The sequence below is a fragment of the Nocardioides sp. Root240 genome, from assembly GCF_001428825.1.
Classification (GTDB): Bacteria; Actinomycetota; Actinomycetes; order Propionibacteriales; family Nocardioidaceae; genus Nocardioides.
Genome location: NZ_LMIT01000001.1, coordinates 421,887 through 447,512 on the forward strand (window position 1 = coordinate 421,887; position 25,626 = coordinate 447,512).

A 25,626-nucleotide genomic window follows, 5' to 3' on the forward strand; every position below is an offset into this window, starting at 1 on the left:
CTCGTTGGTTGAGGTGCGAGCGCAGCGAGCCTCGAAACTCAGTCGCCCAGGAACTGCTGGAGGATCTGGAGGAAGAGCTCCGGGCGCTCGGAGTGCAGCCAGTGCCCGGTGTCCTTGAGGGTCACCTTGCGGTTGCGCGGGAACCAGCGGTCCATCGCGGCGTCGTAGGCAGGCTGGACGTAGCTCGACCGGGCACCGGCGAGCCACAGCACCGGCCCGTCGTACGGCGCCGCGTGGGCCAGCTCCTCCTCGGGCCAGCCGCTGATGACCCCCAGGTCGCGGGCGAGCACGTCGAGGTTCGCCTGCCAGCTCCAGCCGGACGGGGCGTCCGGGTCGCGGCGCAGGTTCTGCAGGAGGAACGAGCGCACGGTCGTGTCGGGCACGGCCGGCTCGAGCAGGCGGTCGGCGTCCGAGCGGTGCACGACCTGGCTGAGGTCCATGCCGCGCATCGCCGCGAAGTAGCCGGGGAACTCGCGGCTCTCGTCGTAGCGGACCGGGGAGATGTCGGCGACGCAGAGCCGCTCGACGCGCTCGGGGTGCAACAACGCGAGCACCATGGCGACCTTGCCGCCCAGCGAGTGCCCGACCAGCGTGAACGGCTCATCCGCCGGGACGGCACCGGCGACGAGCGCCGCGGACTCGGCGAAGTCGAAGTGCTCGAGCCAGTCGGAGCGGCCGTGGTGCGGCAGGTCGAGCAGCAGCACCCGGTGCTTCTCGGCCAGCTGCTTGGCGATGCCGGTCCAGTTCTTGCCCTGCCCGAACAGGCCGTGCAGAAAGACCACACGGCTCCCGGTGGAACCGAGAGCCGTGTGGTGAAGCGTCACGCCGCCATTGTGTCAGGCGTAGTCGTGGAAGCCCTTGCCGGTCTTGCGGCCGAGCTCGCCCGCGTCGACCTTGGCGACCAGGGTCGCGGCCGGGGCGAAGCCGGCCTCGCCGAACTCGCCGTACAGCTCCTTCTGGATGGCCAGCGACACGTCGTTGCCGACCACGTCGAGCAGCTCGAAGGGACCCATCGGGAAGCCGGCGGTCTCCTTGATCGCGGCGTCGATGGTCGCGAGCTCCTCGCCGCCCTCGGCCAGCTTGATGGCGTCGTTGAGGTACGGGAACAGCAGCAGGTTGACGATGAAGCCCGAGCGGTCGCCGGCCGAGACGCCGATCTTGCCGACGTTGGCGGTCAGCGCGCGGGTGGTCTCGTCGACGTCGGCGGAGGTGGCCGGGGTGGTGATGATCTCGACGAGCTTCATGACCGGGGCGGGGTTGAAGAAGTGCATGCCGATGACGTCCTGCGGACGGCCGGTGACCTCGCCGAGCTGGGTGATGGGGAGCGACGAGGTGGTGGTCGCGAGGATCGCGCCGGGCTTCGCGATCTTGTAGAGGTCGCGGAACAGTTCCAGCTTGATCTCGAGGTCCTCGGCGATGGCCTCGACGACGATGTCGACGCCGCCCAGCGCCTCGCGCTCGGTCGAGCCGGTCAGGCGGCCCAGGAGCGCGTCCTTGTCGCCCTCAGTGCCCTTGCCCTTGGCGATGGCGCGGTCGAGGTTCTTGGTGATGTAGCCGAGGACGCCGTCGAGCTTGTCCTGGCTGCGGCCGACGTAGACGACGTCGTAGCCGGCCTGGGCGAAGACCTGGACGATGCCGGAAGCCATGGTGCCGGTGCCGACGACGCCGACCTTGTTGATCTCGTGCTTGAACGTCGGCGCGGCGGCCTCCCCCGCGGCGGCGGCCTCGTCGGCGAAGGTGCGGCCGTCGGCGACGAGCTTCTCCAGCAGGTCGGCGGGCTGGTGCAGGTGGTCGCCGGTCTCGGCGTACCGGGCGGCGAGGAGGTCACGCACCTGGGCGGCACCGATCTCGTCGACGACGGTCAGCGGGCCCTTGGGGTAGCCGCAGCCGAAGCGCATCGCGGCGTCGATGTCGGCCACCGAGGCGTAGCCCGACTCGTAGGTGCGCACCGCGTGGTTCAGGTACGGGAGCACCAGCGTGTTGAAGATCTGCTCGCTCGAAGTCATGCGCCGGATTCTGGCAGCCTCAGGGCCCGGTGACTACCCGTCGGTAACAATGTGGACACATCGAGACCGACGTCACATCCCGCCCCGGGCACGGCGGTTCACCGTGTCGATCCGCAGCTGCTTGGACCGCGAGGCCTGGCCGCGCAGCAGGGTGACGGCCGAGCGCGGTACGCCGAGCTCCTTCGCCAGCCACCGGACCAGCTCCTCGTTCGCGCGCCCGTCCACCGGCGGCGACGCCAGCCGGACCTTCAGCTCGGCCCCCTCCGGGCCCGTCGGCCCCGCCTCCCCGGTCCGCGACGCGCCCGGCTGCACCCGCACGCGGAGCAGCCACGCCGTCGTACTTCCCTCCTCGGGGCGCCACCAGGGAAGGTCCGCATCGATCTCCACGGGCTACGCCTCCATCCACCACTGCGCGACCACCGAGCGGCCCCACGCGGGCGCGCTGGCTGCGTTGCCGACGCTCGACACACGCCCAGTCTGGCGTCGCGCCGGACGCCTTGCCATCACCCCCACCTGGCGCCGCTCGCGACGCCGCTCAGTGGCGGCTGGAGGCGGACTGTAGATTCGTCGCTCGTGAGACTCGTCGTGGCACGTTGCCAGGTGGACTATGCAGGCCGACTGACCGCCCACCTCCCGATGGCGACGCGGGTGCTCATGATCAAGGCGGACGGCTCGGTGCTGGTGCACTCCGACGGTGGCTCCTACAAGCCGCTGAACTGGATGTCCCCGCCGTGCACGGTCCGCGAGGGCACCACCGACGACGGCCAGGTCGAGTGGACCGTCACCGCCAAGGCTGCCAAGGGCGCGACGCCGGACACGCTCCGCATCCTGGTCGAGGAGATCCTCCACGACAGCGAGCACGACCTCGGGATCGACCCGGGCCTGCAGAAGGACGGCGTCGAAAAGCACCTCCAGGAGCTCCTCGCGGAGCACCCCTCCACCCTGGCCACCGGGCTCTCGCTCGTGCGCCGGGAGTTCCCCACCGCCATCGGCCCGGTCGACCTGATGTGCCGCGACGAGTCCGGCCTCAGCGTCGCGGTCGAGATCAAGCGGCGCGGAGAGATCGACGGGGTCGAGCAGCTCACCCGCTACCTCGAGCTCCTCAACCGCGACCCGCTGCTCACCGGGAAGGGTGCCGTCCGCGGCATCTTCGCCGCGCAGGAGATCAAGCCTCAGGCGCGGGTGCTCGCCGAGGACCGCGGGATCACGTGTGCGGTCGTGGACTACGACGCACTGCGGGGCCTGGACAACGTCGAGGACCGGCTCTTCTGACGTCGCTGGCGCGATGGCGCCGCGCTAGCACAGCCCCGGCCCGGCCGGCTCGTCGTCCACCGGCTCCTCGGTGGCCGCGCTCGACGGGTCGCTGGCCCCGGCCGAGGCGGACCCGCTCGGCGTACCGGCGGACGACGAGGTCGAAGCAGACCCGTCCGGGTCCTCCTCCACGCTGATCGAGTCGTCCAGGAAGTCGGCCGTGAGAGGCCGGTCGTTGCGGGCCAGGCGCCAGAGCTTCGTGACGTCGGAGGTCCACTGGATCCTGTTGACCGGGTCGATGTCGGCGGGACCCCAGGGGGTGGTGACGAAGTCGATGTTGTCGAGGCCGATGCCGTTGAGGGAGCTGGCGAGGTCGACCATCTGGGCAAGGTTCTCGAAGTCGGTGGTGAGGGACTCGACGGTGGCGTTGATGAACCCGGCGAGCCGGTTGGGCTGGGCGAGGGTGTCGGCGCGCATCGCCGTGCTGATGATCGACGCCATGAAGGCCTGCTGCCGCTTGATCCGCTCGGGGTCGGAGCCGGTGCCACCGACGACGCCCTTGCGGACCCGGACGTAGTCCAGCGCCTCCTGGCCGCGGACCACCCGCGTCCCTGCCTTCAGGGTGATGCCGGAGTCCTCGTCGACGATGTCCTCAGGGATGCACACCTCGACGCCGCCGAGCGCGTTGACCATGCCCTTGAAGCCGCTGAAGTCGACGACGACGTAATGGTCGATCCGGATGTCGGTGAGCTGCTCGAACTGCTGGATCGTGCAGGCCGGGCCGCCCACCTTGTAGGCCTCGTTCCACATGGCGTCGGCCTTCGCCGCGATCGCCTGGCCGTCCTCGGTCCTGCACTCGGGGCGGTCGACGATCGTGTCGCGCGGGACGGAGATCCCGTAGGCGAACCTCCGGTTCGCGGAGAGGTGGAACATGATCGTGGTGTCGGACCCGCCGCCGCCCTCGCCGTCGACGCGGTTCCCCTTGCCGTCGCGGGTGTCATCGCCCATCACGAGGACGTTCAGCGGCCCGTCGGCGACCTTGTCCGGCCGGTTCGAGAGCTGGTCGTCGACGTTGTCGACGGTGAGGCTGCCGTTCCAGTGCTGGTAGAGCAGTACGACGCCCACGCCGGTCACCAACGCCAAGCCGAGCAGGCTGCTGACGATGACGGCGACCACGGTCCGCCCGGGACGCGCGGCCTTGCGTCGCCCACGCCGACGGGCACTCGGACGGGGGCGGCGAGAGCTGGCCACGCGGCGCGCTCGCCGCCCGGACGGGGTTGCGTCGTCGTCAGTCATCGCCCTCCACCGTAGGCACTGCGCCAAGCAGGTGCTGGCAGGATCGCCCCATGGCCACGATCTTCCACCTCGCCCTCGCCTCGGAGTGGGCCGCTGCGCAGGAGTCCGGCGCGTACACCACCTCGACGCTCGGCCGCTCCCTCGCCGAGGAGGGCTTCATCCACGCCAGCCGCGCCGACCAGTGGACCGGGGTGCGGGACCGCTTCTACGGCGGGGTGACCGAGCCGCTCGTGCTGCTGCACATCGACACCGACCTGCTCGACGTACCGGTGGTGGAGGAGCCGCCCGCTCCGGGCGTGACGGAGACCTTCCCGCACATCTACGGCCGGCTCCCCGTGGCTGCGGTCGTGAAGGCCATGCCCGTCCCCGGCGCGGGTCAGCCGGCAGCACCCGCACCGGCGGCGCCGACCAGGCCCACGGAGAGCTTCTCCCGGGCCTACCTGCGCGAGATGTACTTCAACCTCGCCATGCTCAGCATCGCGCTGGTCGCCTGCACGCTCGGCATGGCGATCGGGCTGCAGGTCGACGACGACGTCGCACCGCTCGTGGGCGGCCTGGTCGGACTGGTCCTCGGGAGCGCGACAGCCGTGGTGCTCTACCGCCGCCGCCACGCGGGGACGGCGTAGCCGCGGTCCTCCAGGAGGCTCAGGCGCCGGCGGCGGTCGGCGCGGTCGGGTCGGTGGCGCCACCGCCCTGCTCGCGCACGATCCAGTCCTCGATCGCGTTGATGTCGTCCTTGCTGCGGGTGACGACGGCGAGCAGGTCGTTCATCGTGGCGACCTCCTCGACCTGCTCCTTGATGAACCACTGCATGAACTGCTCGGAGGCGAAGTCGTTCTCCTCACGGGCGATCCGCAGCAGGCCGTAGATCTGCTCGGTGACCCGCTTCTCCTGCTCGAGCGCGAGCGCGATCGGGGCGGTGATGTCGGCGAACTCGGAGATCGGGGCCTCGACGCCGGGGATCACGACCGGGGCGTCGGTGTCGAGGAGGTACTGCACCATCATCATGGCGTGCTCGCGCTCCTCGAGCGCCTGCGCGTAGAAGAAGCCGGCCATCTGCGGCATCGTCAGGGCGTCGTAGTGGACGGCGCACGCGAGGTACTGGTTGTGCGCGGCGAACTCGTTGCCGATCTGGATCGTGAGCTGGTCGGTGAAGCGAGGAGCGGCCATGCGGGCACCCTATCGTCGTGGGATCAGGCGGCCTTCTGCAGCGCCTTCTTGGTGACCTTCTTGCCGCTCGTGGTCACGAGCACGCGGCGCTTGACGGTGAAGCCGTCGGGCAGCGTGCCCTCCTTGAGCATGCGCAGGGGGCAGCGGCCGCACTTCGACTTCGAGACGCAGCACTTCGTCTTGGGGAGCTTCTGCTTCCCCTGCGACTTCTTCTTGTCCTTGCCCACGGGACGAGCGTAAGCGATTGAGGGTAGGCAGACCTAACTGACGTGACCGGGCTCACACGTGACCCGGATCGCAGGTCCCCTAGAGTCCGGGCGTGATCGAGATCTGGCTGAATCCCGCCTGCTCCAAGTGCCGCACCGCCGAGAGCGACCTCCGGGCCGCCGGTGTCGAGTACACGGTCCGCCGCTACCTCGACGACCCGCCGACCGTCGCCGAGCTCGAGGACGTCCTGGGCCGGCTCGCGCTGGAGCCGTGGGACATCGCCCGTACGGCGGACGCCGGCAAGCTGGGCATCACGCTGCCCGCCAAGGCGGCGGACCAGAGGTCCGCCTGGGTGCAGCTGCTCGCCGACCACCCGCGCCTCATCCAGCGGCCGATCATCACCGCGACCGACGGCACGACGGTCGTCGGCCGCGACCCGGGGTCGGTCGCCCGCGTGATGGGTGTCTGACTTCCTCGCTGCGCTGGCATGTCGGGCGCCCTTCTGCCGCGTGATCCAGCCCCCGCCCGGTGCGCGAACGAATCGGGTGAGGCTGATTCCCGTCGCGCCGCCCGCCGTTTCTGGACGGAGGAGCGAGCGAGGAACGAGCGAGCGGGGGAGGAANGCGAGCGAAGCGAGCGCCGACTAACCCAGCCCGTTGGCCTTGCGGATGACCTGGACGATGCCGCCCATGATCTCCGTCAAGCCGAAGTCCTTCGGCGTGTAGACCGCGGCGACACCGAGGTCCATCAGCGCCTTGCCGTCGGAGTCGGGGATGATCCCGCCGACGATCACCGGGACGTCGCCCATGCCGGCGGCCTTGAGCCCGTCGAGGACGGCCGGGACCAGCTCCATGTGCGAGCCGGACAGGATCGAGAGGCCGACGCAGTGGACGTCCTCGGCCACGGCGGCCGCGACGATCTGCTCAGGGGTGAGGCGGATGCCCTGGTAGATGACCTCGAAGCCGGCGTCGCGAGCCCGGACGGCGACCTGCTCGGCGCCGTTCGAGTGGCCGTCGAGGCCGGGCTTGCCGACCAGCAGGCGCAGCCGGCCGCCGAGCTCCTCGCCCGTCGTACGCACGGCCTCGCGGACCGCGGTCAGCTCGGCGCCGGCCTCGGCCACGCCGACCGCACCGGCGACACCGGTGGGAGCGCGGAACTCGCCGAACACCTCGCGCAGCACGCCGGCCCACTCCCCCGTGGTCGCGCCCGCACGGGCGGCGGCCAGGGTGGCGGCGACGAGGTTGGTGCCGGTCTTGGCGTCCTCGGCGAGGCGCGCCAGCGCGGCGTCGACCTCGGCCTGGTCGCGCTGGGCCTTCCACGCCTCGACGGAGGCGAGCGCGGCCTTCTCGGCCTCGGGGTCGGCGACCATGATCGCGCCGTCGAGGTCCGCGGTCAGCGGGCTCGGCTCGGTGGTGTCGAACTTGTTGACGCCGACGATGATCTCGTCGCCCGCCTCGATCGCCGCGCGACGGCGGGCGTGCGAGGAGACCAGCTCCTGCTTCATGTAGCCCGAGTCGACGGCAGCGATCGCCCCGCCCATCGCCTGGACGCGGTCGATCTCGGCCTTCGCACCGGCGACCAGCTCGTCGACCTTGGCCTTGACGACCGGCGAGCCGTCGAAGATGTCCTCGTACTCCAGCAGGTCGGACTCGAAGGCCAGGACCTGCTGCAGGCGCAGCGACCACTGCTGGTCCCACGGACGCGGGAGGCCGAGCGCCTCGTTCCACGCGGGCAGCTGCACGGCGCGGGCACGGGCGTTCTTGGACAGCGTCACGGCGAGCATCTCGAGCACGATCCGCTGGACGTTGTTCTCGGGCTGCGCCTCGGTCAGGCCCAGGCTGTTGACCTGGACGCCGTAGCGGAAGCGGCGCATCTTCTCGTCGGTGACGCCGTAGCGCTCCCGCGTGATCTCGTCCCACAGCTCGACGAAGGCGCGCATCTTGCACATCTCCTCGACGAAGCGCACGCCGGCGTTGACGAAGAAGGAGATCCGGCCGACGACCTTCTCGAAGTCGTCGTCGGAGACCTGGCCGGAGTTCTTGACCTGGTCGAGGACGGCGATCGCGGTGCACATCGCGTAGGCGATCTCCTGCACGGGCGTCGCGCCGGCCTCCTGCAGGTGGTAGCTGCAGATGTTGATCGGGTTCCACTTCGGGATCTCGTGGACCGTGTAGGCGATCATGTCGCCGATCAGCCGCAGGGAGTGCTCCGGCGGGAACACGTAGGTCCCGCGCGAGAGGTACTCCTTGATGATGTCGTTCTGGGTCGTGCCCGCGAGCTTGTGGGCGACCTCCGACGGCGACAGGTCGGGGTTCTGCTCCTCCGCCGCGACCTGGTACATCGCGAGCAGCCACATGGCCGTCGCGTTGATCGTCATCGAGGTGTTCATCTCGGTGAGGGGGATGTCCTTGAACAGCTTCCGCATCTCGCCGAGGTGCGGAACCGGTACGCCGACCTTGCCGACCTCGCCGCGCGAGAGCGGGCTGTCGGGGTCGTAGCCGGTCTGCGTCGGCAGGTCGAAGGCCACCGACAGGCCGGTCTGGCCCTTCGCGAGGTTGGTCCGGTAGAGCGCGTTCGACGCCTCGGCGGTCGAGTGCCCGGCGTACGTCCGCATCACCCAGGGGCGATCCTTGGCGTGCGAGGCCTTCTCCGGCGTGGCGGCAGCGTCAGACGTGGTGCTCATAGAGCGAAGCGTAGGCGGATCGATACCGGTTGGTAACCGCCGTTCGATGTGTGGTTGTGCACAACGCCACATCGGCCGCTTGACAGCTCAGGCCGGGATCGGCTCCCGCTCGAGCTCGACCAGCCGGATCAGGTGGGTCAGGTGCAGCATGCGTCGTACGGCGGGGCAGGCACCTCGCAGGACGACGGATCCGCCGCGGCGACGCGCGCGGCGGCTGGCGGCGGCGACGACCTTCAACGCCGTCGCGTCGACCGAGGTGACCTCGCTGATGTCGACGAGGACCCGGCCGTCGGTGTAGGAGCCGTGGACACGGAGGTGCTCGTAAAGGGCGTTGCGGAGCTCGGCGGTGCTGCGCACGTCGAGGTCGCCGCCCAGCACGAGGACGGCACCGGTCTCCCGCAGGTCGGTGCTGATGGTGCTGATCGTCGCGCTCATGCTCACCCTCCCGAGTTCCGGACCCTCCCGCAGGACCCTCTACCCACCATGACGCTCAGGTACCCCGTTCGGTTGCACCGAGCCCCGGAAATTTTCGGCGCGCCCCGGAAGTAGGGTCGAGCCATGGTCAACCTCACCCGGATCTACACCCGCACCGGCGACGCCGGCGAGACACGCCTCGGCGACATGAGCGTGACCACGAAGACCGACCTGCGCCTGCTCGCGTACGCCGACGTCGACGAGGCCAACGCCCACCTCGGGGTGGCCCTCGCGACCGGCGAGCTCGAGGACGACGTGGTCGCCGTCCTCACCCACGTCCAGAACGACCTGTTCGACGTCGGTGCCGACCTGTGCACGCCGGTCGTGGCCGACCCGGAGTACCCGCCGCTGCGCATCGAGCAGGACTACGTCGACCGCCTGGAGGGCTGGTGCGACCACTACAACGAGGACCTGGAGAAGCTGCGCTCCTTCATCCTCAACGGCGGTACGCCGGCCGCGGCCCAGCTGCACGTCGCCCGCACCGTGATCCGCCGGGCGGAGCGGGGCGCGTGGGCGGCGTACGAGGTCCACGGCGAGGCCATGAACAAGCTGGCCATCACCTACCTCAACCGGCTCTCGGACCTGGTCTTCATCCTCGCCCGGTACGCCAACCGCGCGCAGGGCGACGTGCTCTGGGTGCCCGGGGGCGAGCGAGGGAAGTGACGCCCGCGGGGGCGACCTCGCCGAGGCGGTGATCGTCGGTCCCCCGTGTCACGATGGTCGGATCGTGAACGTCCTCGCCCAGCTCACCGACGCCTTCCTCGGGCGCGCCTTCGATGCGGGCACCCTCGAGCGGGCGCACGACGTCGTCGCCCGCGGCGCCGTACGACGCCCCGAGATCGGGATGCTGTCGGCCGCAGCCGTCACGGCGACCGCCGAGGTCGTCGGGTCGCGCGAGGAGCCCTACCAGGTCCAGCTGCACGCCGAGGCCCCCAAGGACGACTACGCCGGCTGGCTGTTCACCGTGTGCACCTGTCCGGTGCGCTCCAGCTGCAAGCACGGCGCCGCGCTGGCGCTGACCCTCCGGCAGAGCTTCGCCCAGCCGAGCGGGCCGGCGTCGACGTGGCGGCGCACCCTCGAGCGGGTCGTGACCGAGCTCGACAAGCAACGCAGCGTGCCGGGCGAGGAGACGCCTTTGGCCCTCGAGATCAGCCTCGCCGCGCCCCGGCACAGCTACCGCTCCCCCGGCACCACCCTCCACGTGCGGCCGATGCGCCAGGGCCGCAACAAGCCGTGGGTCAAGACCGGCGCCGAGTGGTCCGACGTCGCCGCCGCCCTCACCACCGGCGCCTTCCCCCGCGCCCAGGCCGAGGCCGTGGTCGCCCTGCACACGCTGTGGTCCGGCCAGCGCGGCTACTCGCAGGCCGGCTCGATGCCGGCGCTCGACGAGTTCGGCAGCCAGGTGGTCCGTGCGCTGCGGACGGTCCGCGACGCGGGCGTCACCCTGCTCGGGGGCGGCCAGATCGCGTCGGTGGAGATCGCCGAGGAGGCGGCCGAGGTCGTCGTACGGCTGGGCGATGCGGCGTCCGGGGGCACCGAGGTGCAGGGCCTGGTCACGCTCGGGGAGCAGTCCTGGCGCGGCGACGACGTCGTCCCCATCGGCAACCCGGCGACCTCGGTCGGCCTGGTCGACCCGCTCGGGCACCTCGTGGTCGCCGACCTCACCGCCCCCATGCCGCTGGCCGTGCGCCACCTCGTCGACGGACCCGGGTTCACCGTGCCCCCGGCCGAGGCCGAGGAGTTCCGGGCCGAGCTCCCCGTGCTGATGCGCCACCTGCCGGTCCGCGCCGAGACCGCCACGATCGAGCTGCCCGAGCCGCTCACGCCGACACTCGTGCTGACGGTGACCTGGCACAGCGCGACCAAGGCCGGCCTCGCCTGGACGTGGGAGTACGGCGACGACGGCTCCCGCAGCTGCCCGATCACCAGCAGCGACCCGCTCGGCGGGGTCCGCGACCGCACGGCCGAGCGGGCGCTGCGTGCCCTGGTCGCGGAGCACCTCCTCCGCACCACGACCGCCACCGACGGCGAGGCACTCACCCTCGCGATCCACGACCTCCCCCACCTGCGCACCCTCGAGGGCGTGCGGGTCGTCGAGGAGGAGCGGCCCGACTTCCGCGAGGTCGACGTCGCCCCCGAGATCCGGTTCGAGCTCGTCGAGCCCGAGGGCGACCACACGACCACCGACTGGTTCGACCTGGCGGTCAGCGTCCGGGTCGCCGACGAGTCGCTGCCGCTGCCCGACGTGCTGGCGGCGCTGACGCTCGGCGAGGAGTTCCTCGTCCTGCCCAGCGGCATGTACGTCACGACGGACCGGCCCGAGTTCGCCCGGCTGCGCGAGGTGGTCGCCGCGGCCGCCGAGCTGCACGACCGTGAGGGCGACCGGATCGGCGTCGGCCGCCAGGACCTCGGCCTGTGGGCCCAGCTCGCCGAGACCGGCCTGGTCGACACCCAGGTCGCGGAGTGGGTACGCCGCGCCGAGGCCCTCCGCGACCTGACCGAGCTCCCGCGGCCCGAGCCCCGCGGGCTGGTCACCGAGCTGCGCAGCTACCAGCGCGAGGGCTTCTGGTGGCTCGCCTTCCTCTGGCAGCACGGCCTCGGCGGGATCCTCGCCGACGACATGGGCCTCGGCAAGACGCTCCAGGTGCTGGCGCTGATCGCGCACGCCCGCGCCGAGCGTCCCCTCGACGGGCCCTTCCTCGTGGTCGCACCGACGAGCGTGGTGACGGCCTGGGCCGACGAGGCCGCCCGGCACGCCCCCGACCTGCGCTTCGGCGTGGTGCGCCGGGGCACCGACGACGTCGCCGAGATCGCCCGCGAGAGCGACGTGGTCGTGACGACGTACACCCTGCTCCGGCTGGCGCAGGACGACTACGCCGCGATCGGTTGGGCGGGCCTGGTGCTCGACGAGGCGCAGCAGGTCAAGAACCACCAGAGCAAGACCTACACCGCCGTGCGGATGATCGACGCGCCGTTCCGGCTGGCCGTCACCGGCACGCCCTTCGAGAACCGGCTGATGGAGCTGTGGTCGCTGCTGTCGGTGACCGTGCCCGGCCTCTACCCGTGGCCGCGCCGTTTCGCCGAGCGCGTCGTCCGCCCGATCGAGCGCGACGGCGACCAGGCCGTGCTCGACCGCTTCCGCGCCCGGGTGAAGCCCTTCCTGCTGCGCCGCACCAAGGAGCTGGTCGCCGACGACCTGCCGCCGAAGCAGGAGCAGGTGCTGTCGGTGGAGCTCGAGCCGAAGCACCGCAGGATCTACGACACCCACCTCGCCCGCGAGCGGCAGCGGATCCTCGGTCTCGTCGACGACTTCGACCGCAACCGGGTCGCGATCTTCAGCGCGCTCACCACGCTGCGCCAGCTGGCGCTCGACCCGGCGCTGGTCGACGACGAGCACGACGACGTCGGGTCCGCCAAGCTGGACGTGCTGGTCGACCACCTCGCCGAGATCACCGCCGAGGGGCACAAGGCGCTGGTCTTCAGCCAGTTCACCTCCTTCCTCGGGCGAGTGCGGAGCCGCCTGCAGGACGTGGGGATCCCCACGACGTACCTGGACGGGTCGACGCGCGACCGCGCCGCCGTCATCGACGACTTCCGCAGCGGTACGGCGCCGGTCTTCCTCATCTCGCTCAAGGCCGGCGGCGTCGGCCTGACCCTCACCGAGGCCGACTACGTGTTCGTCCTCGACCCGTGGTGGAACCCCGCGGCCGAGGCGCAGGCCGTCGACCGCGCGCACCGGATCGGCCAGACCAGGCACGTCCACGTCTACCGGCTGGTCGCCACCGACACGATCGAGGAGAAGGTGATGGAGCTCAAGGCCCGCAAGGCCGAGCTGTTCGCCCAGGTGATCGACGGCGACGGGGCGATGAGCACCACCATCGGGGCCGACGACATCCGCGGGCTCTTCGAGGACTGATCCGTTCGGGTCTTTCGCCGCGCGCCGCGCGCGAGGATCCTCGGACCCATGAAGACCGTCGCCCGGTGGGCGCTCGCCCTCGTCGTCCCGCTCGGCGGCGTGGTCGCCGTCGCCGCTCCGGCCTCGGCCGTGACCCCGCAGATCTACGTCACGGACGGCCCGTACACCCGGGACCAGTCGGTCGCCATCCTCGGCGTCGGGTGCCCCACCGGGGCTCCCGTGTCCGTCGACGTCTGGGACACGGCAAAGCCCGCGAGCCACGTCGCGCGCAACGCCATCGCCACCGCTGCGGGATCGAACGGTGCCTTCGGCTACAGCTTCGACCTGGACAACCAGTTCGACGCCGGTGCCCAGGTCGGCTTCTACTTCTCCTGCACCGCGACCCTCGACTGGTCGTGGGACTCCGCGAGCGCGTCGACGCGCACGACCTACGAGTGGATCAGCGTGTCCTCGCCGCACGCCGAGATCATCGCGCCGGCCACGGCGACCTACGGCCTCAGCCGCGACGTGTGGGTCTCCAACGACGCGGTGCTCGGCAACGTGGTGCTGACCCTCGACGGCGCCCCGGTACCGGCCGACCTCACCGCCCCCGAGCCGACCAGCCACTACGGCGCGTGGCTCTTCCACCTGCCGGCCGGACTCTCCGTCGGAACCCACGCGCTGCACGTCACGTGGACGCCGCAGGCGCCCGGATCCCCCACCGTCACCGACGACGCCACCCTGCGGATCACCAGGCTGCGACCCCGCCTCTCCCTGTCGCTCAGCGACCGCACCGTCCGCCGTACGCAGTGGTTCAGCGCCCGGGTCCGGCTCTCCGGCACCCGGATCGCGCCGAGGACCGGCACCGTCGTCATCAAGGACGGCACCCGCGTCGTCATCCGCTTCACCCTCCGGGCGAGCGACGCCGGCACCCGCTCGGTCCGGATCCGGCTCAGCCGCCTCGGCACGCGGAACGTGACGGCGACCTACCTCGGCAGCGCCAGGCTGACGAGCGTGCGGACCCCGGTCATCACGGTGCGGGTACGTCGCTGACCGGGTTCCGGATCGTCAGCCAGGACAGCACGCCGCTCACCGCGAGCAGGCCGGCGCACCAGAGCATCGCGGCGCGGTAGCCGTCGGAGAACACCGAGGCCACCTGGTAGTCCTCGCCCGACAGTCCGACGAGCAGCGGCAGCGCCGCCACCGCGAGGAGCGAGCCCGCGCGGGCGACCGCATTGTTGACGCCCGACGCGACGCCGGCATGGTGGTCGGGCGCCGCGGCGAGAACGGTCGCGGTCAGGGGTGCCACGAGGGAGGCGAGGCCGAGCCCGAACACCGTGAGCGGTACGGCGACGTCGAGCCAGTACGTGGGATCGGCATCGACCCGGGACAGACCGAGCGTCCCGAGCCCGCACAGCAGCGGTCCGACAGTCATGGGCAGGCGTGGCCCGATGCGGCCGGCGAGGGCACCACCACGTCCGGCGAGCAGCAGCATGACGACGGTGATGGGCAGCGTCGAGAGACCGGCTGCGAGCGGACCGAATCCGGCGACGGTCTGCAGCTGCAGCACGAGGAAGAAGAGCACACCGCCCAGTGCGGCGTAGGTCAGGAGGGTCATCGCATTGGCTGCGGAGAACTGGCGGATGCCGAAGAGGGACAGAGGCAGCATCGGGTGCGCGCTGCGGCGCTCGACCACGACGAACGCGATGCCGGCAGCGACGCCGACGGCCAGTGCCACGGCCGCCGAGGCGGGCACCGCCGTCCACTCGATCAGTGCGTAGGTGACGCCACCCAGCGAGAGCGCGCCGAGCGCGGCGCCCCGCGTGTCGAACCCGGGCACGGCCTCCGGGTCCCGCGACTCCGGGACGAGGCGAGCCGCCACCAGGGCCAGGGCAGCCACCGGCAGGTTGACCAGGAAGACCCAGCGCCAGCTCGCCGACTGGACCAGCCAGCCACCCAGGAGAGGACCGATGGCAGTGGCGACACCGCCCAGCCCGGTCCAGGTGCCGATCGCGCGGGCTCGGTCGGCCGGAGCGAGCGTGCCCTGGATCATGGCCAGGCTGCCCGGCACCAGGAGGGCCGCGGCGATGCCCTGCGCGACACGGGCCGCGACCAGCACCGGCGCCGTCGGCGCCAACCCGCAGGCCGCCGAGGTCAATGCGAAGCCCACCACGCCGATGACGAAGACCCGCCGCCGGCCGAACCGGTCGCCGAGGGAGCCGCCGAGCAGGGTCAGCGAGGCGAGGCTGAGGAGGTAGCCGTTGGAGACCCACTGGAGGATCCCCAGGCCGGCGTCGAGGTCCTCGCCGACCTGGCGCAGCGCGACGTTGACGACCGTGCTGTCGAGGAGCGCGAGGGCCGAGCCCAACGTCGCGGCGGCGAGCACTGCACGGCCGGCGGGCGACGCCAGCGGGACGTCCGCGCACGGACCCACCGCAGGTCGCACCTACGAGCCGCCCTTGATGCGGTTCCAGTCCGTGCCGGGCGGCATCGCCTCGAGCCAGGACTGGAAGCCGGTCAGCGAGGCCACGCTCATCGCGAGCTCGACCACGCCGTCGGGCGACTGGCAACGGATCACCAGGTGGTCGGGGTACAGCGAGGCCTGCTCGGCACCGAGCGGCTCACGTCGCCCGTCGTACTCGAGCTCCTCGCGGCTCCACGAGTGCTTGGGCCACGGCGAGATCGAGAACACCCGGAACCACTCGAGGGTCTCCCCCGAGTAGCGGCCCAGGCCCAGGACCCAGCCCCGCTCGGGGCGGTCCGTGCGATAGCGGTGGCTCAGCTCGAAGGTGCCGCCGTGCCGGGACAGCAGACGGCGCCGGACGATGAGTCCGGCGCCGTACAGCACACACAGCAGCAGGAGCGCGCCACAAGCGTCGAGCAGCCACTCCCACCACGTCATATTCGTGCTAGCTGACCTTCTCCGCCGCGCGGATCCGTGCCTCGGCGTGGCGCAGCCGCTGCTCCGCCTCGTTGCTCGAGTCGAGCAGGCGCTTGGCCTCCTCGAGGTCGATGCGAGCCTGGGACACCTCGATGTCCTCGGCCTTCTCGATGTGCTCGGCGAGGATCGAGACCCGGTCGTTGGCGACCGACAGCACGCCACCGTCGACAGCGACGACGACGAGCTGGTTGGTGCCCGCGACCTGGATCTCGACGACCGAGGCCTGCAGCAGCGACAGCGTGGGCGCGTGACCGCGCAGCACGCCGATGTCACCCTCGAGCGTGCGCGCGATGATCATCGCCGCCTCACCGGACCACACGGTCCGGTCGGCAGCGACGAGCTCGACGTGCAGGTGCTCGACTGCGGTCTCCGCCATGATCAGAGGCTCTTCTGGATCTCGGCCCAGTTGCGCTCGACGTCGTCGAGACCACCGCACATGAAGAAGGCCTGCTCGGCGACGTGGTCGTACTCACCGTCGGCGATCTTGTTGAACGCCTCGATGGTGTCCGCCACGGGAACCGTCGAACCCTCGATGCCGGTGAACTGCTTGGCGACGTAGGTGTTCTGCGACAGGAACCGCTGGATACGACGCGCGCGGGACACGATGACCTTGTCCTCTTCGGACAGCTCGTCGACGCCCAGGATCGCGATGATGTCCTGGAGCTCCTTGTTGCGCTGCAGGATCTGCTTGATCCGGACCGCGCAGTCGTAGTGCGCCTGACCGATGTACTGCGGGTCGAGGATCCGCGAGGTCGAGGTCAGCGGGTCGACGGCCGGGTAGATGCCCAGCGACGCGATCTCACGGGAGAGCTCGGTCGTTGCGTCGAGGTGCGCGAACGTCGCGGCCGGGGCCGGGTCGGTGTAGTCGTCCGCGGGGACGTAGATCGCCTGCATCGAGGTGATCGAGCGACCGCGCGTCGAGGTGATCCGCTCCTGCAGCGTGCCCATCTCGTCAGCCAGGTTGGGCTGGTAGCCCACCGCGGACGGCATGCGACCGAGCAGCGTGGAGACCTCGGAGCCCGCCTGGGTGAACCGGAAGATGTTGTCGATGAACAGCAGCACGTCCTGGCCCTGGACGTCGCGGAAGTACTCCGCCATCGTCAGCGCGGACAGGGCGACGCGAAGACGCGTGCCCGGCGGCTCGTCCATCTGGCCGAAGACCAGGGCGACCTTGTCGAAGACGCCGGCCTCCTGCATCTCGACGATGAGGTCGTTGCCCTCACGGGTGCGCTCGCCGACACCGGCGAACACCGACACACCACCGTGGTTCTTGGCGACACGCGCGATCATCTCCTGGATGAGCACGGTCTTGCCGACGCCGGCACCACCGAAGAGGCCGATCTTTCCACCGGTCACGTAGGGCGCGAGCAGGTCGATGACCTTGATGCCGGTCTCGAACATCTGGGTCTTCGACTCGAGCTGGTCGAACGCCGGCGCCTTGCGGTGGATGCCCCACCGCTCGTTGACCTCGACGGTCTCGCCGGCCTCGAGGTTCAGGAAGTCGCCCGTGGCGTTGAAGACCTTGCCCAGGGTGACGTCACCGACGGGGACCGTGATCGGGCCGCCCGTGTCGGTGACGCTCTGGCCACGGACCAGGCCGTCGGTCGGCTTCAGCGAGATGGCGCGGACCATGCCGTCGCCGATGTGCTGGGCCACCTCGAGCGGCAGGACCGAGGTCTGGCCCTCGAGCGTGATCTCGGCCTCGAGCTTGTTGTAGATCTCGGGCATCGCGTCGGTCGGGAACTCGATGTCGACGACCGGGCCGATGACCCGCGCGATCCGACCCACCGAGGCCGCACCGCTGGCGGTGGTCTCTTCAACCGTTGCAGTCATGTCTTACTCCGTTTGGTGTTGAACTCGATGGTGGATCAGTCGTTGGCAGCCTGGGCGTCGGCGAGCGCGTTCACGCCACCGACGATCTCGCTGATCTCCTGCGTGATGCCCGCCTGGCGCGCCTGGTTGGCGATCCGGGTGAGCTTCTTGATCAGCTCCTCCGCGTTGTCCGTCGCGGACTTCATCGCCTTCTGGCGGGCAGCGAGCTCGGAGGCCGCCGCCTGCAGGAGGCTGTAGAAGATCCGGCTCTGGACGTACTGCGGGAGCAGGCCGTCGAGCACCTGCTCGGCCGAGGGCTCGAACTCGTAGAGCGGCAGCAGGTCCTCCGTCGCCGGGGCCTCCTCGCCCTCGACGACCTCGAGCGGCAGCAGCCGGACCGCAGTCGGCTCCTGGGTCAGCATCGACCGGAAGCGGGTGTAGACCACGTGGACCTCGTCCACGTCGCCGTCCTCGCCCTGCTCCTTGAGGAAGGCCTCGATCAGCGCCGCGCCGATCTCCGCCGCCTTGTCGTAGGTCGGCTGGTCCGAGAAGCCGGTCCAGGACTGCACGTAGGGGCGGTTGCGGAACTTGAAGTACGCCTCCGCCTTGCGGCCCGCGAGGAAGAAGTCGAGCTCCTTGCCCTCGGCACGCAGCCGCTCGGAGAGACGCTCGGTCTCCTTGATGACGCTCGAGGAGTAGGCACCCGCGAGACCACGGTCGCTGGTGATGACCAGGACCGCGGCGCGCTTGGGGTTCTCCTCCTCCCGCGTCAGCGGGTGGTCGACGTTCGAGTACGTCGCCACCGCCGACACGGCACGGGTCAGCTCCCGGGCGTACGGCGCTGCCGCCGCGGCCCGCTGCTGCGCCTTGATGATCCGGGACGCAGCGATGAGCTCCATGGCGCGCGTGATCTTCTTCATCGACTCCGTCGACTTGATCCGCGCGCGGTACTCACGCAGCGAGACGGCCATGCGTCAGCCCCGCTTCTGCTTGACGATCTGCTCCTGCTCGAGCTCGTCGTCAGCAAGCGCACCGGCCTCGGGCTCGTGCCCGACCTTGATGCTGTTGCCCTCGGAGGTCTCGAACTGGTTCAGGAAGGAGTCGTAGGCGGCGACCAGGCCGTCCTCGTCCTCGAACTTCTGCGTCTCGCGGATCGCGGCGAGGAGACCCTCGTGCGAACGACGCAGGTAGTCGAGGAACTCGTGCTCGAAGCGCAGCACGTCGCCGGTCGGGACGGCGTCCAGCTTGCCGCTGGTGCCCAGCCACAGGGAGACGGTCATCTCCTCGAGCGGGTACGGCGAGTAGGCCGGCTGCTTGAGCAGCGCCATCAGCCGCTGGCCGCGGGCCAGCTGCTGCTTCGACGCGGCGTCGAGGTCGGAGGCGAACATCGCGAAGGCCTCCATGGCGCGGTACTGCGCCAGGTCGACCTTGAGCGAGCCGGTGACGGCCTTCATCGCCTTCGTCATCGCGGAACCACCGACACGGGACACCGAGATGCCGACGTCGATGGCCGGGCGCTGGTTGGCCGCGAACAGGTCCGACTGCAGGAAGATCTGGCCGTCGGTGATCGAGATGACGTTGGTCGGGATGAACGCCGAGACGTCGTTGGCCTTGGTCTCGATGATCGGCAGACCCGTCATCGAGCCGGCGCCGAGCTCGTCGGACAGCTTCGCGCAACGCTCCAGCAGGCGGGAGTGCAGGTAGAAGACGTCACCCGGGTACGCCTCACGGCCCGGCGGGCGACGCAGCAGCAGCGACACGGCACGGTAGGCCTCGGCCTGCTTGGTCAGGTCGTCGAACACGATGAGGACGTGCTGGCCGGCGTACATCCAGTGCTGGCCGATCGCCGAACCGGTGTAGGGGGCGAGGTACTTGAAGCCCGCACTGTCGGACGCCGGAGCCGCCACGATGGTGGTGTACTCCAGGGCGCCGGCCTCCTCGAGGGCACCACGCACGGAGGCGATGGTCGAGCCCTTCTGGCCGATGGCGACGTAGATGCAGCGGACCTGCTTGGTCGGGTCGCCCGACTCCCAGTTCTGCTTCTGGTTGATGATCGTGTCGATCGCGACCGTGGTCTTGCCGGTGGCGCGGTCACCGATGATCAGCTGGCGCTGGCCACGGCCGATCGGGGTCATCGAGTCGATCGCCTTGATGCCGGTGGCGAGCGGCTCGTGGACCGACTTGCGCGACATGACGCCGGGAGCCTGCAGCTCGAGGGCGCGGCGACCGTCGGTGGCGATCTCGCCCAGGCCGTCGATCGGCTTGCCGAGCGGGTCGACCACGCGGCCGAGGTAGCCCTCGCCCACGGGCACCGAGAGGATCTCGCCGGTACGGCGGACCGTCTGGCCCTCCTCGATCTTGTCGAAGTCACCGAGGACGACGACACCGATCTCGCGGTCCTCGAGGTTCAGCGCGAGGCCGAGCGTGCCGTCCTCGAACTCGAGGAGCTCGTTGGCCATGGCCGACGGGAGACCCGACACGCGGGCGATGCCGTCACCGGCGGAGGCGACGGTGCCGACCTCTTCCTTGCTCGCGGCCCCGGGCTCGAAGTCCGCGACGTACTTCGCGAGGGCGTCGCGGATCTCGTCCGGACGGATGGAGAGTTCCGTCATCTCAGGTGCCTTCTCTCTTCTCTACAGCTGTGAAGTCGTGGGTGTGGGTGCCGCGCGGCGTCAGCCGGCGATCTTCCGGCGGGCGTCGTCGAGGCGGCTGACGACGGTGCCATCGATGACGTCATCGCCGATCTCCACGCGGAGGCCGCCGAGGACCTGCGGGTCGATGACGATGTTGAGGTGGACCGGGCGGCCGTACTGCGCGGCGAGCGCAGAGGCGAGCCGCTGCTGGTCGGCGTCGGCCAGGGCGCGGGCGACGTGGACGGTGGCCACGCTCTCCCCCTGCACCTGCGCGGCGGTGCGCTCGTAGTCCTCGAGCGCGGCCACCACGGTCCGGTAGGAGCCGGACAGCGCCTGTCGGAGCAGCTGGAGCGTCGCGGCCAGGACCTTGCCGCCGAAGAGGGTCTCGAGGAGACCGCCCTTGTCGGCGGCGGAGCGGACCGGGTCGGACAGCGCGTTGCGCAGGTCGCTGTCAGCGGTGATGAGCTGGCGCACGCCGAACAGCTCGTCCACCAGGGTCGCGCCCTGGAGACCGACCGAACGGACGGTCGCCACCACACCGAGCTGCTCGAGCGCGTCCGCGAGGTCGCGGGTGCGCGTCCAGCGGCGGCCGGCAGCGTCACGGAGCAGGCCGAGCGTCGCCGCGTCGACCTTGCCCGTGAAGAGGTCGCCCACCAGGCCCGTGCGGGCCTCGGCCGGCACCGACTGGTCGGTGACGACACGGCGCAGGGCTGCCTCGGTCCGGAAGGCACCCGCGGCGGAGAACAGGTCTCCCGCCACGGTTGCCGCGGACGCCTCGGCCACCCCACCGACCTGGTCGGTGAGGGCAGCCATGGCGTCGGCGGAGGCGCCGCGGAAGGACACCATCAGGCGTCCTTGCCCGCGTCGGCAGCGTTGGCCGTCTCCAGCTCGGCGAGGAACCGCTCGACCACACGCGACTGGCGCGCGTCGTCCTCGAGCGACTCACCCACGATGCGGCCGGCGAGGCCGGTCGCGAGGGAGCCGACCTCGGCACGGAGCGAGGTGACCGCCTGCTGGCGCTCGGCCTCGATCTGCGTCTTGCCGTGCTCGATGATCCGGGTCGCCTCGGCCTGGGCCTGCTCCCGCATCTCCGCAACGATCGCGGCACCCTGCTCACGAGCCTCCTCGCGGATGCGAGCTGCCTCGTGACGGGCCTCGGAGAGCTGCTGCTCGAGCTCGGCCAGCTTGGCGTCGGCCTCGGCCTGCTTGGTCGCAGCCGCGGCGATGCCGCCCTCGATCGCCGCCGAGCGCTCGGCGAACGTCGTCTCGAAATTCGGGACGACGAACTTCTTGATCGCGAAGAAGAGGATCGCGAACACGACGAGGGCGAGAACGACCTCGATCCACTCGGGGACGAGCGGGTTGTGCTCCTCCGCCTCAGCGGCGGCGAGGATGAGCTGTGACTTCATGGACCTGACCTAGATCTCGTGGTGACGGGAGGAGGCCGGTTCGGCTCAGGTGTTCGAGGCCTTGAGGACGAACGCCAGGGCGATGCCGATGATCGCCAGCGCCTCGGCGAGCGCGAATCCGAGGATCGCGATCGACTGGAGGCGGCTCTGCGCCTCGGGCTGGCGGGCAACGCCGTTGATGTACGCGGCGAAGATCAGACCGATGCCGATACCCGGGCCGATGGCGGCCAGGCCGTAACCGATCATGTTGAGAGAGCCACCCATGGCTACTTTCCTTTCGGGTTGTTTTCTCGTGCTGAGAACTGTGGGTTGGTGGTGCGGGAGAAAAGCTGGTGGATCAGTGCTCGTCGGCGAGCGCGCCCTGGATGTACATGGCGTTCAGCAGGACGAACACGTAGGCCTGGAGGAACTGGACCAGGATCTCCAGGAAGCTCACCAGGATCGCGAGCACCCAGGCCAGCGGGCCGGCCACGTAGCCGATGCCGCCGACGTGCTCGATCAGGTAGAGGCCACCGGTCGCGAAGAGCGCGAGCAGGATGTGGCCGGCGAACATGTTGCAGAACAGACGCAGGGCCAGCGTGACCGGGCGGACCAGGATGTTGGAGAAGAACTCCAGCGGGACCAGCAGCGGGTACATGACCGGGCTGACGCCGGACGGGACGCTCTGCAGCTTGAGGTAGCCGAGCAGGCCGTGCTTGGCCACGCCGACGCCGTTGTAGACCAGCCAGGACAGACCGGCCAGCGCGTAGGCCATGCCAGCGCGGCTGAAGGTCGGGAACTGGATGAACGGCACGCTGGCGAACAGGTTGTTGACCAGGATGAAGAAGAAGACCGTGACGAGGTACGGCACGAACTTCTGGAAGTCGTGGCCGCCGATGATGTCGCGGGCGACGCTGTTGCGCACGAAGCCGTAGGCACCCTCACCGGCGAACTGCAGCTTGCCGGGGACCAGGGCGCGCTTGCGCGAGGCGGCGTAGAAGAAGGCGAACACGACGATCGCCGCGAGGAAGAGCTGCACCATCGGCTTGGTGACCTCGGAGCCGGCGATGCCGGGCAGGTCGAACAGGCTCGGGCCCGGAGCGTGGAACTCCTCGGCTCGGACGGTGGCGCTGGCCGCGTTGATCACCAGGTCTCCTCTGTGTTCACTGCTCGTCGGTGCTGTCGGGCTTGGGGCTGTTGGGCGGTTCCGGTGGATCCACGCGGAACCGTGCGGCTGTCTGGAAGATCCCCAGCGCAGCACCCGCGAGGATGCCCACCGCAACGAGGAACGTGGTGCCCAGCCAGCGGTCCAGCAGCCACCCCGCGAAGCCGTAGAAGGCGACCCCGGCGACGATGTAGCCGAACGCATGCCACGGATCGCCCTTGGGCTTCTCCTCGGGCTGACTCATTGCGCCCCGGACAATAGCAGCAGCCACGGGTCATCGCGCACCGCCCTCGGACCGGGTGGACGGCACGGTCTCGAACGCCGGGATCCGCGCGGTCGTGGCCAGCAGGATCTGGACGGTCATCCACACGAAGGCACCCACGATGATGGCGATGCCGACCCAGGTGCTGTCGATCTCGTCGTCCAGCAGACCGGAGGTGTTGAGGGCGACGAAGACCAGCGCCATGGCCGCGACCTGGAAGGTGTAGGTGACCATCGCGAAGAGCAGCGAGGCCGCGGGCATGAGCCGGGCCACCGCCTCGACGGCGAAGGAGCCGAAGGCGAAGACGCCGACGGCGATCACTCCCCCGACCGCGGCGCCGAGCGCCGCCGACTCACCGGAGACGAGTGCGGCCACCAGGACGAGGCCCGCTGCGGCGACCGCGGCCACGAGGGCCGCACGGGTCACCACGCGGTGGGTCCGGGTGTCGGTCGTCATCATCGGCGGCCGTTCTGCTCGTTGCGGTCGTCGGCCCGGAAGAGGGAGCCCTCCGGGAGTTCGTGAAAGTTATCACAAAGTCCCGGACGGGTCCGAATCGGGGGTTCCCGCCTCGTCCGGCACGGGTTCCAGGAGCGGCTCCCCCGCAGGCTCGAGCGCCTGCTCGAGCACCTGGTCCACGAGCGGTGCGTTGACCAGCGGCAGCGCGAAGGTGAGGCCCACGGTGACCACGAAGCTGGCACCGAGGACCCCCCACACGACCGGGCCGGTGAACAGGCTGGCCACCACGACGCTGAACGCGATCAGGCCGGCCCAGAGCCACATGATGATGACCGCGCGGCGGTGGGAGTGGCCGATCTCGAGCAGGCGGTGGTGCAGGTGCTGCTTGTCGGGGGCGAACGGCGAGCGTCCGGCCCGCGTGCGTCGTACGACGGCGAGGACCAGGTCCGCGAGCGGCACGATCATGATCAGGATCGGCAGCGCCACGGGCAGCAGCACGGGGAGCAGGCTCGAGCGGCTGCCGTCGGCGCCCTGGGTGAGGTCGCCGGGCGCGAACTGGGTGGTCACCGTGATCGCGGTGGCCGAGAGGACCAGCCCGATCAGCATCGAGCCGCTGTCGCCCATGAACACCCGCGCCGGGTGGAAGTTGTGGACCAGGAAGCCGGCGCAGGAGCCGGCGAGCGCGGCCGAGAGCAGCGCACCCGTGGTGGCCAGGGTGACGTCGTTGAGGAAGGCCAGCGAGTAGCAGAAGAGGAAGAAGGCGGCGGCACTGATGCCGATGACGCCCGCCGCGAGCCCGTCGAGGCCGTCGATGAAGTTCACCGCGTTGACGGTGGCGACCACGATGAACGCGGTCAGCAGCGCGCCCTGCCCGGCGTCGAGGGAGAACACCTCGCCGGTGGACTGGTAGAAGTAGCGGAACTGGATGCCGGCGTACACGAGGATGCCGACGGCGAGCACCTGGCCGCCGAACTTGGTGAGGGCGTCGAGGTCGATGATGTCGTCGACGACGCCCACCGCGCAGACCAGCGAGCCGGCGACCAGCACGGCCAGCGCGTCGTCGAAGACGAACGGGCTCGCGTCGCCGAGGAAGGGCAGCACCTTGGCGACGAGGTACGCCGCCCAGAGCCCCCCGAGCATCGCCAGCCCCCCGAGGTAGGGCACCGGCTCCGCGTGGACGTCGCGGTCGCGGACCTTCGCGACCGCGCCGGTACGCACCGCGATCTCCCGGGCGACGACCGTCAGCAGGTAGGTGACGACGGTCGCGACCAGGAAGACGAGGAGGTACTCACGCATCTGTGGGCTCGGTCTCCACCGTCAGCTCGAGGTCGGCGAGCACGGCGTCGATGTCCTCGACCGGGATCGCCCCGGCCCGGAGCAGGCGCGGCCGCTCCCCCGTCGCGTCGATGATCGTGGAGGCGACACCGCCGGGGGCGGCGCCACCGTCGACGACGACGTCGACCGCGGCGCCCAGCATCTCGATCGCCTCGTCGGCATCCTGCGCGGCCGGCTGCCCGGTGATGTTCGCCGAGGTCACCGCGAGCGGGCCGGTGCGGTCGAGCAGGGCGCGGGCGAGGTCGTGGTCGGGCATCCGGATGGCGACCGTGCCCCGGGTCTCGCCCAGGTCCCACTGCAGCGAGGGCTGCTGGTGGCACACGATCGTGAGGGCTCCCGGCCAGAACTCGGCGACCAGCGGGGCGACGTACGCCGGCACCTTGGTCGCGAGTGCCTCGAGGGTGCCCTTGGTGCCGACCAGCACGGGCGGCGGCATCTCGCGGCCACGGCCCTTCGCTGCCAGCAGCCGGCTCACGGCGTCGGGGTCGAAGGCGTCCGCACCGACGCCGTAGACCGTGTCGGTGGGGAGCACGACCAGGCGGCCACGGCGCACGGCCTGGCTGGCAGCATCGAGCGCGGCCTCGCGCTCCTCGTCGGTCTCGGTCGGGAACCGCTCGGCAGTCACGACGTCATCCTCCCATCGTCGGGGTCG

Annotated in this window: 28 protein-coding genes; 6 read left to right on the forward strand and 22 right to left on the reverse strand. The window is 70.5% G+C overall.

What is annotated here, in order from left to right; all coding sequences use genetic code 11:
* Positions 1 to 38: 38 nt before the first annotated feature.
* The 3 genes from ASE20_RS01975 to ASE20_RS01985 form a co-directional block, all read right to left on the reverse strand.
* Complete coding sequence (locus ASE20_RS01975) at positions 39 to 824, reverse strand: alpha/beta fold hydrolase (RefSeq protein ID WP_056892836.1); 786 nt, start codon at positions 822 to 824, stop codon at positions 39 to 41.
* A 12-nt stretch (positions 825 to 836) separates the two neighbouring features.
* On the reverse strand, positions 837 to 2,006 hold the full coding sequence (locus ASE20_RS01980) for a 3-hydroxyacyl-CoA dehydrogenase NAD-binding domain-containing protein (protein WP_056892837.1): 1,170 nt from the start codon (positions 2,004 to 2,006) through the stop codon (positions 837 to 839).
* A 72-nt stretch (positions 2,007 to 2,078) separates the two neighbouring features.
* Positions 2,079 to 2,393, reverse strand: a complete 315-nt coding sequence (locus ASE20_RS01985; RefSeq protein WP_200952679.1) for a DUF167 domain-containing protein — start codon at positions 2,391 to 2,393, stop codon at positions 2,079 to 2,081.
* Between the two features lie 186 nt (positions 2,394 to 2,579).
* Here ASE20_RS01985 and nucS point away from each other — a divergent pair, with 186 nt between their 5' ends.
* Positions 2,580 to 3,278 (forward strand): endonuclease NucS, encoded by a 699-nt coding sequence (nucS, locus tag ASE20_RS01990; RefSeq protein ID WP_082612062.1) that lies wholly within the window; start codon positions 2,580 to 2,582, stop codon positions 3,276 to 3,278.
* A 24-nt stretch (positions 3,279 to 3,302) separates the two neighbouring features.
* On the opposite strand, the gene ASE20_RS01995 is transcribed toward nucS, so the two are convergent.
* Positions 3,303 to 4,553, reverse strand: a complete 1,251-nt coding sequence (locus ASE20_RS01995; protein WP_082612063.1) for an LCP family protein — start codon at positions 4,551 to 4,553, stop codon at positions 3,303 to 3,305.
* A gap of 50 nt (positions 4,554 to 4,603) precedes the next feature.
* Between ASE20_RS01995 and ASE20_RS24165 the strand changes: the two genes are divergently transcribed.
* Positions 4,604 to 5,179: a DUF952 domain-containing protein gene (locus ASE20_RS24165; protein ID WP_082612064.1), complete on the forward strand. Its 576-nt coding sequence runs from the start codon at positions 4,604 to 4,606 to the stop codon at positions 5,177 to 5,179.
* 19 nt (positions 5,180 to 5,198) lie between these two features.
* Here ASE20_RS24165 and ASE20_RS02005 read toward each other — a convergent pair whose 3' ends face one another.
* Together ASE20_RS02005 and ASE20_RS02010 are read right to left on the reverse strand one after the other, a co-directional pair.
* Entirely contained in the window at positions 5,199 to 5,723 is a 525-nt protein-coding gene (locus tag ASE20_RS02005; protein WP_056892839.1) for a ferritin, read from the reverse strand.
* 23 nt (positions 5,724 to 5,746) lie between these two features.
* The gene (locus ASE20_RS02010; RefSeq protein WP_082612065.1) at positions 5,747 to 5,950 is read right to left on the reverse strand and encodes a hypothetical protein; all 204 of its coding nucleotides are present in this window, start codon (positions 5,948 to 5,950) and stop codon (positions 5,747 to 5,749) included.
* 92 nt (positions 5,951 to 6,042) lie between these two features.
* Between ASE20_RS02010 and ASE20_RS02015 the strand changes: the two genes are divergently transcribed.
* Positions 6,043 to 6,399, forward strand: coding sequence for an ArsC/Spx/MgsR family protein (locus ASE20_RS02015; protein WP_225869005.1), 357 nt, complete (start codon positions 6,043 to 6,045; stop codon positions 6,397 to 6,399).
* Positions 6,400 to 6,573: 174 nt separating this feature from the next.
* Here the strand turns inward: ASE20_RS02015 and ASE20_RS02020 are convergent, their stop codons facing one another.
* Both ASE20_RS02020 and ASE20_RS02025 read right to left on the reverse strand, forming a co-directional pair.
* Complete coding sequence (locus ASE20_RS02020; protein ID WP_082612066.1) at positions 6,574 to 8,613, reverse strand: protein meaA; 2,040 nt, start codon at positions 8,611 to 8,613, stop codon at positions 6,574 to 6,576.
* An 87-nt stretch (positions 8,614 to 8,700) separates the two neighbouring features.
* Positions 8,701 to 9,048 (reverse strand): STAS domain-containing protein, encoded by a 348-nt coding sequence (locus ASE20_RS02025; protein ID WP_056892841.1) that lies wholly within the window; start codon positions 9,046 to 9,048, stop codon positions 8,701 to 8,703.
* A gap of 123 nt (positions 9,049 to 9,171) precedes the next feature.
* Between ASE20_RS02025 and ASE20_RS02030 the strand changes: the two genes are divergently transcribed.
* The 3 genes from ASE20_RS02030 (at position 9,172) to ASE20_RS02040 (ending at position 14,035) form a co-directional block, all read left to right on the forward strand.
* The gene (locus ASE20_RS02030) at positions 9,172 to 9,750 is read left to right on the forward strand and encodes a cob(I)yrinic acid a,c-diamide adenosyltransferase (protein WP_056892842.1); all 579 of its coding nucleotides are present in this window, start codon (positions 9,172 to 9,174) and stop codon (positions 9,748 to 9,750) included.
* A 64-nt stretch (positions 9,751 to 9,814) separates the two neighbouring features.
* Complete coding sequence (locus tag ASE20_RS02035) at positions 9,815 to 13,003, forward strand: DEAD/DEAH box helicase (RefSeq protein WP_056892843.1); 3,189 nt, start codon at positions 9,815 to 9,817, stop codon at positions 13,001 to 13,003.
* Between the two features lie 48 nt (positions 13,004 to 13,051).
* The gene (locus tag ASE20_RS02040; protein ID WP_056892844.1) at positions 13,052 to 14,035 is read left to right on the forward strand and encodes a hypothetical protein; all 984 of its coding nucleotides are present in this window, start codon (positions 13,052 to 13,054) and stop codon (positions 14,033 to 14,035) included.
* Here the strand turns inward: ASE20_RS02040 and ASE20_RS02045 are convergent.
* The 14 genes from ASE20_RS02045 to ASE20_RS02110 all read right to left on the reverse strand — a co-directional run bounded on the left by ASE20_RS02045 (position 14,013) and on the right by ASE20_RS02110 (position 25,599).
* Positions 14,013 to 15,416 carry an MFS transporter gene (locus ASE20_RS02045; protein ID WP_056892845.1) on the reverse strand — a complete coding sequence of 468 codons (1,404 nt, stop codon included), beginning with the start codon at positions 15,414 to 15,416 and terminating at the stop codon, positions 14,013 to 14,015. The genes ASE20_RS02040 and ASE20_RS02045 overlap by 23 nt on opposite strands.
* 12 nt (positions 15,417 to 15,428) lie before the next feature.
* Positions 15,429 to 15,884, reverse strand: coding sequence for a DUF2550 domain-containing protein (locus ASE20_RS02050; RefSeq protein ID WP_056892846.1), 456 nt, complete (start codon positions 15,882 to 15,884; stop codon positions 15,429 to 15,431).
* A gap of 7 nt (positions 15,885 to 15,891) precedes the next feature.
* On the reverse strand, positions 15,892 to 16,299 hold the full coding sequence (locus ASE20_RS02055) for a F0F1 ATP synthase subunit epsilon (protein ID WP_056892847.1): 408 nt from the start codon (positions 16,297 to 16,299) through the stop codon (positions 15,892 to 15,894).
* 2 nt (positions 16,300 to 16,301) lie between these two features.
* Positions 16,302 to 17,756 (reverse strand): F0F1 ATP synthase subunit beta, encoded by a 1,455-nt coding sequence (atpD, locus tag ASE20_RS02060; RefSeq protein ID WP_056892848.1) that lies wholly within the window; start codon positions 17,754 to 17,756, stop codon positions 16,302 to 16,304.
* A gap of 35 nt (positions 17,757 to 17,791) precedes the next feature.
* On the reverse strand, positions 17,792 to 18,706 hold the full coding sequence (locus tag ASE20_RS02065; protein ID WP_056892849.1) for a F0F1 ATP synthase subunit gamma: 915 nt from the start codon (positions 18,704 to 18,706) through the stop codon (positions 17,792 to 17,794).
* A gap of 3 nt (positions 18,707 to 18,709) precedes the next feature.
* Positions 18,710 to 20,347 (reverse strand): F0F1 ATP synthase subunit alpha, encoded by a 1,638-nt coding sequence (gene atpA, locus ASE20_RS02070; RefSeq protein WP_056892850.1) that lies wholly within the window; start codon positions 20,345 to 20,347, stop codon positions 18,710 to 18,712.
* A gap of 60 nt (positions 20,348 to 20,407) precedes the next feature.
* Positions 20,408 to 21,214 carry a F0F1 ATP synthase subunit delta gene (locus ASE20_RS02075; protein WP_056892851.1) on the reverse strand — a complete coding sequence of 269 codons (807 nt, stop codon included), beginning with the start codon at positions 21,212 to 21,214 and terminating at the stop codon, positions 20,408 to 20,410.
* On the reverse strand, positions 21,214 to 21,777 hold the full coding sequence (locus ASE20_RS02080) for a F0F1 ATP synthase subunit B (RefSeq protein WP_056892852.1): 564 nt from the start codon (positions 21,775 to 21,777) through the stop codon (positions 21,214 to 21,216). Before ASE20_RS02080 ends, ASE20_RS02075 begins: the two co-directional genes overlap by 1 nt.
* Positions 21,778 to 21,822: 45 nt before the next feature.
* Entirely contained in the window at positions 21,823 to 22,041 is a 219-nt protein-coding gene (gene atpE, locus ASE20_RS02085; protein ID WP_036542107.1) for an ATP synthase F0 subunit C, read from the reverse strand.
* A 73-nt stretch (positions 22,042 to 22,114) separates the two neighbouring features.
* A complete protein-coding gene (atpB, locus tag ASE20_RS02090; RefSeq protein WP_225869006.1) occupies positions 22,115 to 22,903 on the reverse strand; it encodes a F0F1 ATP synthase subunit A in 789 nt (262 codons plus the stop codon).
* Positions 22,904 to 22,919: 16 nt separating this feature from the next.
* The gene (locus ASE20_RS02095) at positions 22,920 to 23,165 is read right to left on the reverse strand and encodes an AtpZ/AtpI family protein (RefSeq protein WP_056892853.1); all 246 of its coding nucleotides are present in this window, start codon (positions 23,163 to 23,165) and stop codon (positions 22,920 to 22,922) included.
* A gap of 30 nt (positions 23,166 to 23,195) precedes the next feature.
* A complete protein-coding gene (locus tag ASE20_RS02100; protein ID WP_056892854.1) occupies positions 23,196 to 23,642 on the reverse strand; it encodes a hypothetical protein in 447 nt (148 codons plus the stop codon).
* Positions 23,643 to 23,711: 69 nt separating this feature from the next.
* The gene (locus tag ASE20_RS02105) at positions 23,712 to 24,935 is read right to left on the reverse strand and encodes a glycosyltransferase family 4 protein (protein ID WP_082612068.1); all 1,224 of its coding nucleotides are present in this window, start codon (positions 24,933 to 24,935) and stop codon (positions 23,712 to 23,714) included.
* On the reverse strand, positions 24,928 to 25,599 hold the full coding sequence (locus tag ASE20_RS02110) for an L-threonylcarbamoyladenylate synthase (RefSeq protein WP_056892855.1): 672 nt from the start codon (positions 25,597 to 25,599) through the stop codon (positions 24,928 to 24,930). The genes ASE20_RS02105 and ASE20_RS02110 overlap by 8 nt, the downstream gene beginning before the upstream one ends.
* Positions 25,600 to 25,626: the final 27 nt, after the last annotated feature.

Excerpts from the sequence above, each read along its gene's own strand:
- atpA (WP_056892850.1), bottom strand. The coding sequence starts at position 20,347 with ATGACGGAACTCTCCATCCGTCCGGACGAGATCCGCGACGCCCTCGCG.
- atpE (WP_036542107.1), bottom strand. The coding sequence starts at position 22,041 with ATGGGTGGCTCTCTCAACATGATCGGTTACGGCCTGGCCGCCATCGGC.
- ASE20_RS02005 (WP_056892839.1), bottom strand. The coding sequence starts at position 5,723 with ATGGCCGCTCCTCGCTTCACCGACCAGCTCACGATCCAGATCGGCAAC.
- ASE20_RS01995 (WP_082612063.1), bottom strand. The coding sequence starts at position 4,553 with ATGACTGACGACGACGCAACCCCGTCCGGGCGGCGAGCGCGCCGCGTG.
- atpD (WP_056892848.1), bottom strand. The coding sequence starts at position 17,756 with ATGACTGCAACGGTTGAAGAGACCACCGCCAGCGGTGCGGCCTCGGTG.
- ASE20_RS02025 (WP_056892841.1), bottom strand. The coding sequence starts at position 9,048 with ATGAGCGCGACGATCAGCACCATCAGCACCGACCTGCGGGAGACCGGT.
- ASE20_RS02065 (WP_056892849.1), bottom strand. The coding sequence starts at position 18,706 with ATGGCCGTCTCGCTGCGTGAGTACCGCGCGCGGATCAAGTCGACGGAG.
- ASE20_RS02100 (WP_056892854.1), bottom strand. The coding sequence starts at position 23,642 with ATGATGACGACCGACACCCGGACCCACCGCGTGGTGACCCGTGCGGCC.
- ASE20_RS01980 (WP_056892837.1), bottom strand. The coding sequence starts at position 2,006 with ATGACTTCGAGCGAGCAGATCTTCAACACGCTGGTGCTCCCGTACCTG.
- ASE20_RS24165 (WP_082612064.1), top strand. The coding sequence starts at position 4,604 with ATGGCCACGATCTTCCACCTCGCCCTCGCCTCGGAGTGGGCCGCTGCG.
- ASE20_RS02080 (WP_056892852.1), bottom strand. The coding sequence starts at position 21,777 with ATGAAGTCACAGCTCATCCTCGCCGCCGCTGAGGCGGAGGAGCACAAC.
- ASE20_RS02055 (WP_056892847.1), bottom strand. The coding sequence starts at position 16,299 with ATGGCGGAGACCGCAGTCGAGCACCTGCACGTCGAGCTCGTCGCTGCC.
- ASE20_RS02030 (WP_056892842.1), top strand. The coding sequence starts at position 9,172 with ATGGTCAACCTCACCCGGATCTACACCCGCACCGGCGACGCCGGCGAG.
- ASE20_RS02020 (WP_082612066.1), bottom strand. The coding sequence starts at position 8,613 with ATGAGCACCACGTCTGACGCTGCCGCCACGCCGGAGAAGGCCTCGCAC.
- ASE20_RS02095 (WP_056892853.1), bottom strand. The coding sequence starts at position 23,165 with ATGAGTCAGCCCGAGGAGAAGCCCAAGGGCGATCCGTGGCATGCGTTC.
- ASE20_RS02050 (WP_056892846.1), bottom strand. The coding sequence starts at position 15,884 with ATGACGTGGTGGGAGTGGCTGCTCGACGCTTGTGGCGCGCTCCTGCTG.
- ASE20_RS02105 (WP_082612068.1), bottom strand. The coding sequence starts at position 24,935 with ATGCGTGAGTACCTCCTCGTCTTCCTGGTCGCGACCGTCGTCACCTAC.
- ASE20_RS02040 (WP_056892844.1), top strand. The coding sequence starts at position 13,052 with ATGAAGACCGTCGCCCGGTGGGCGCTCGCCCTCGTCGTCCCGCTCGGC.
- ASE20_RS02075 (WP_056892851.1), bottom strand. The coding sequence starts at position 21,214 with ATGGTGTCCTTCCGCGGCGCCTCCGCCGACGCCATGGCTGCCCTCACC.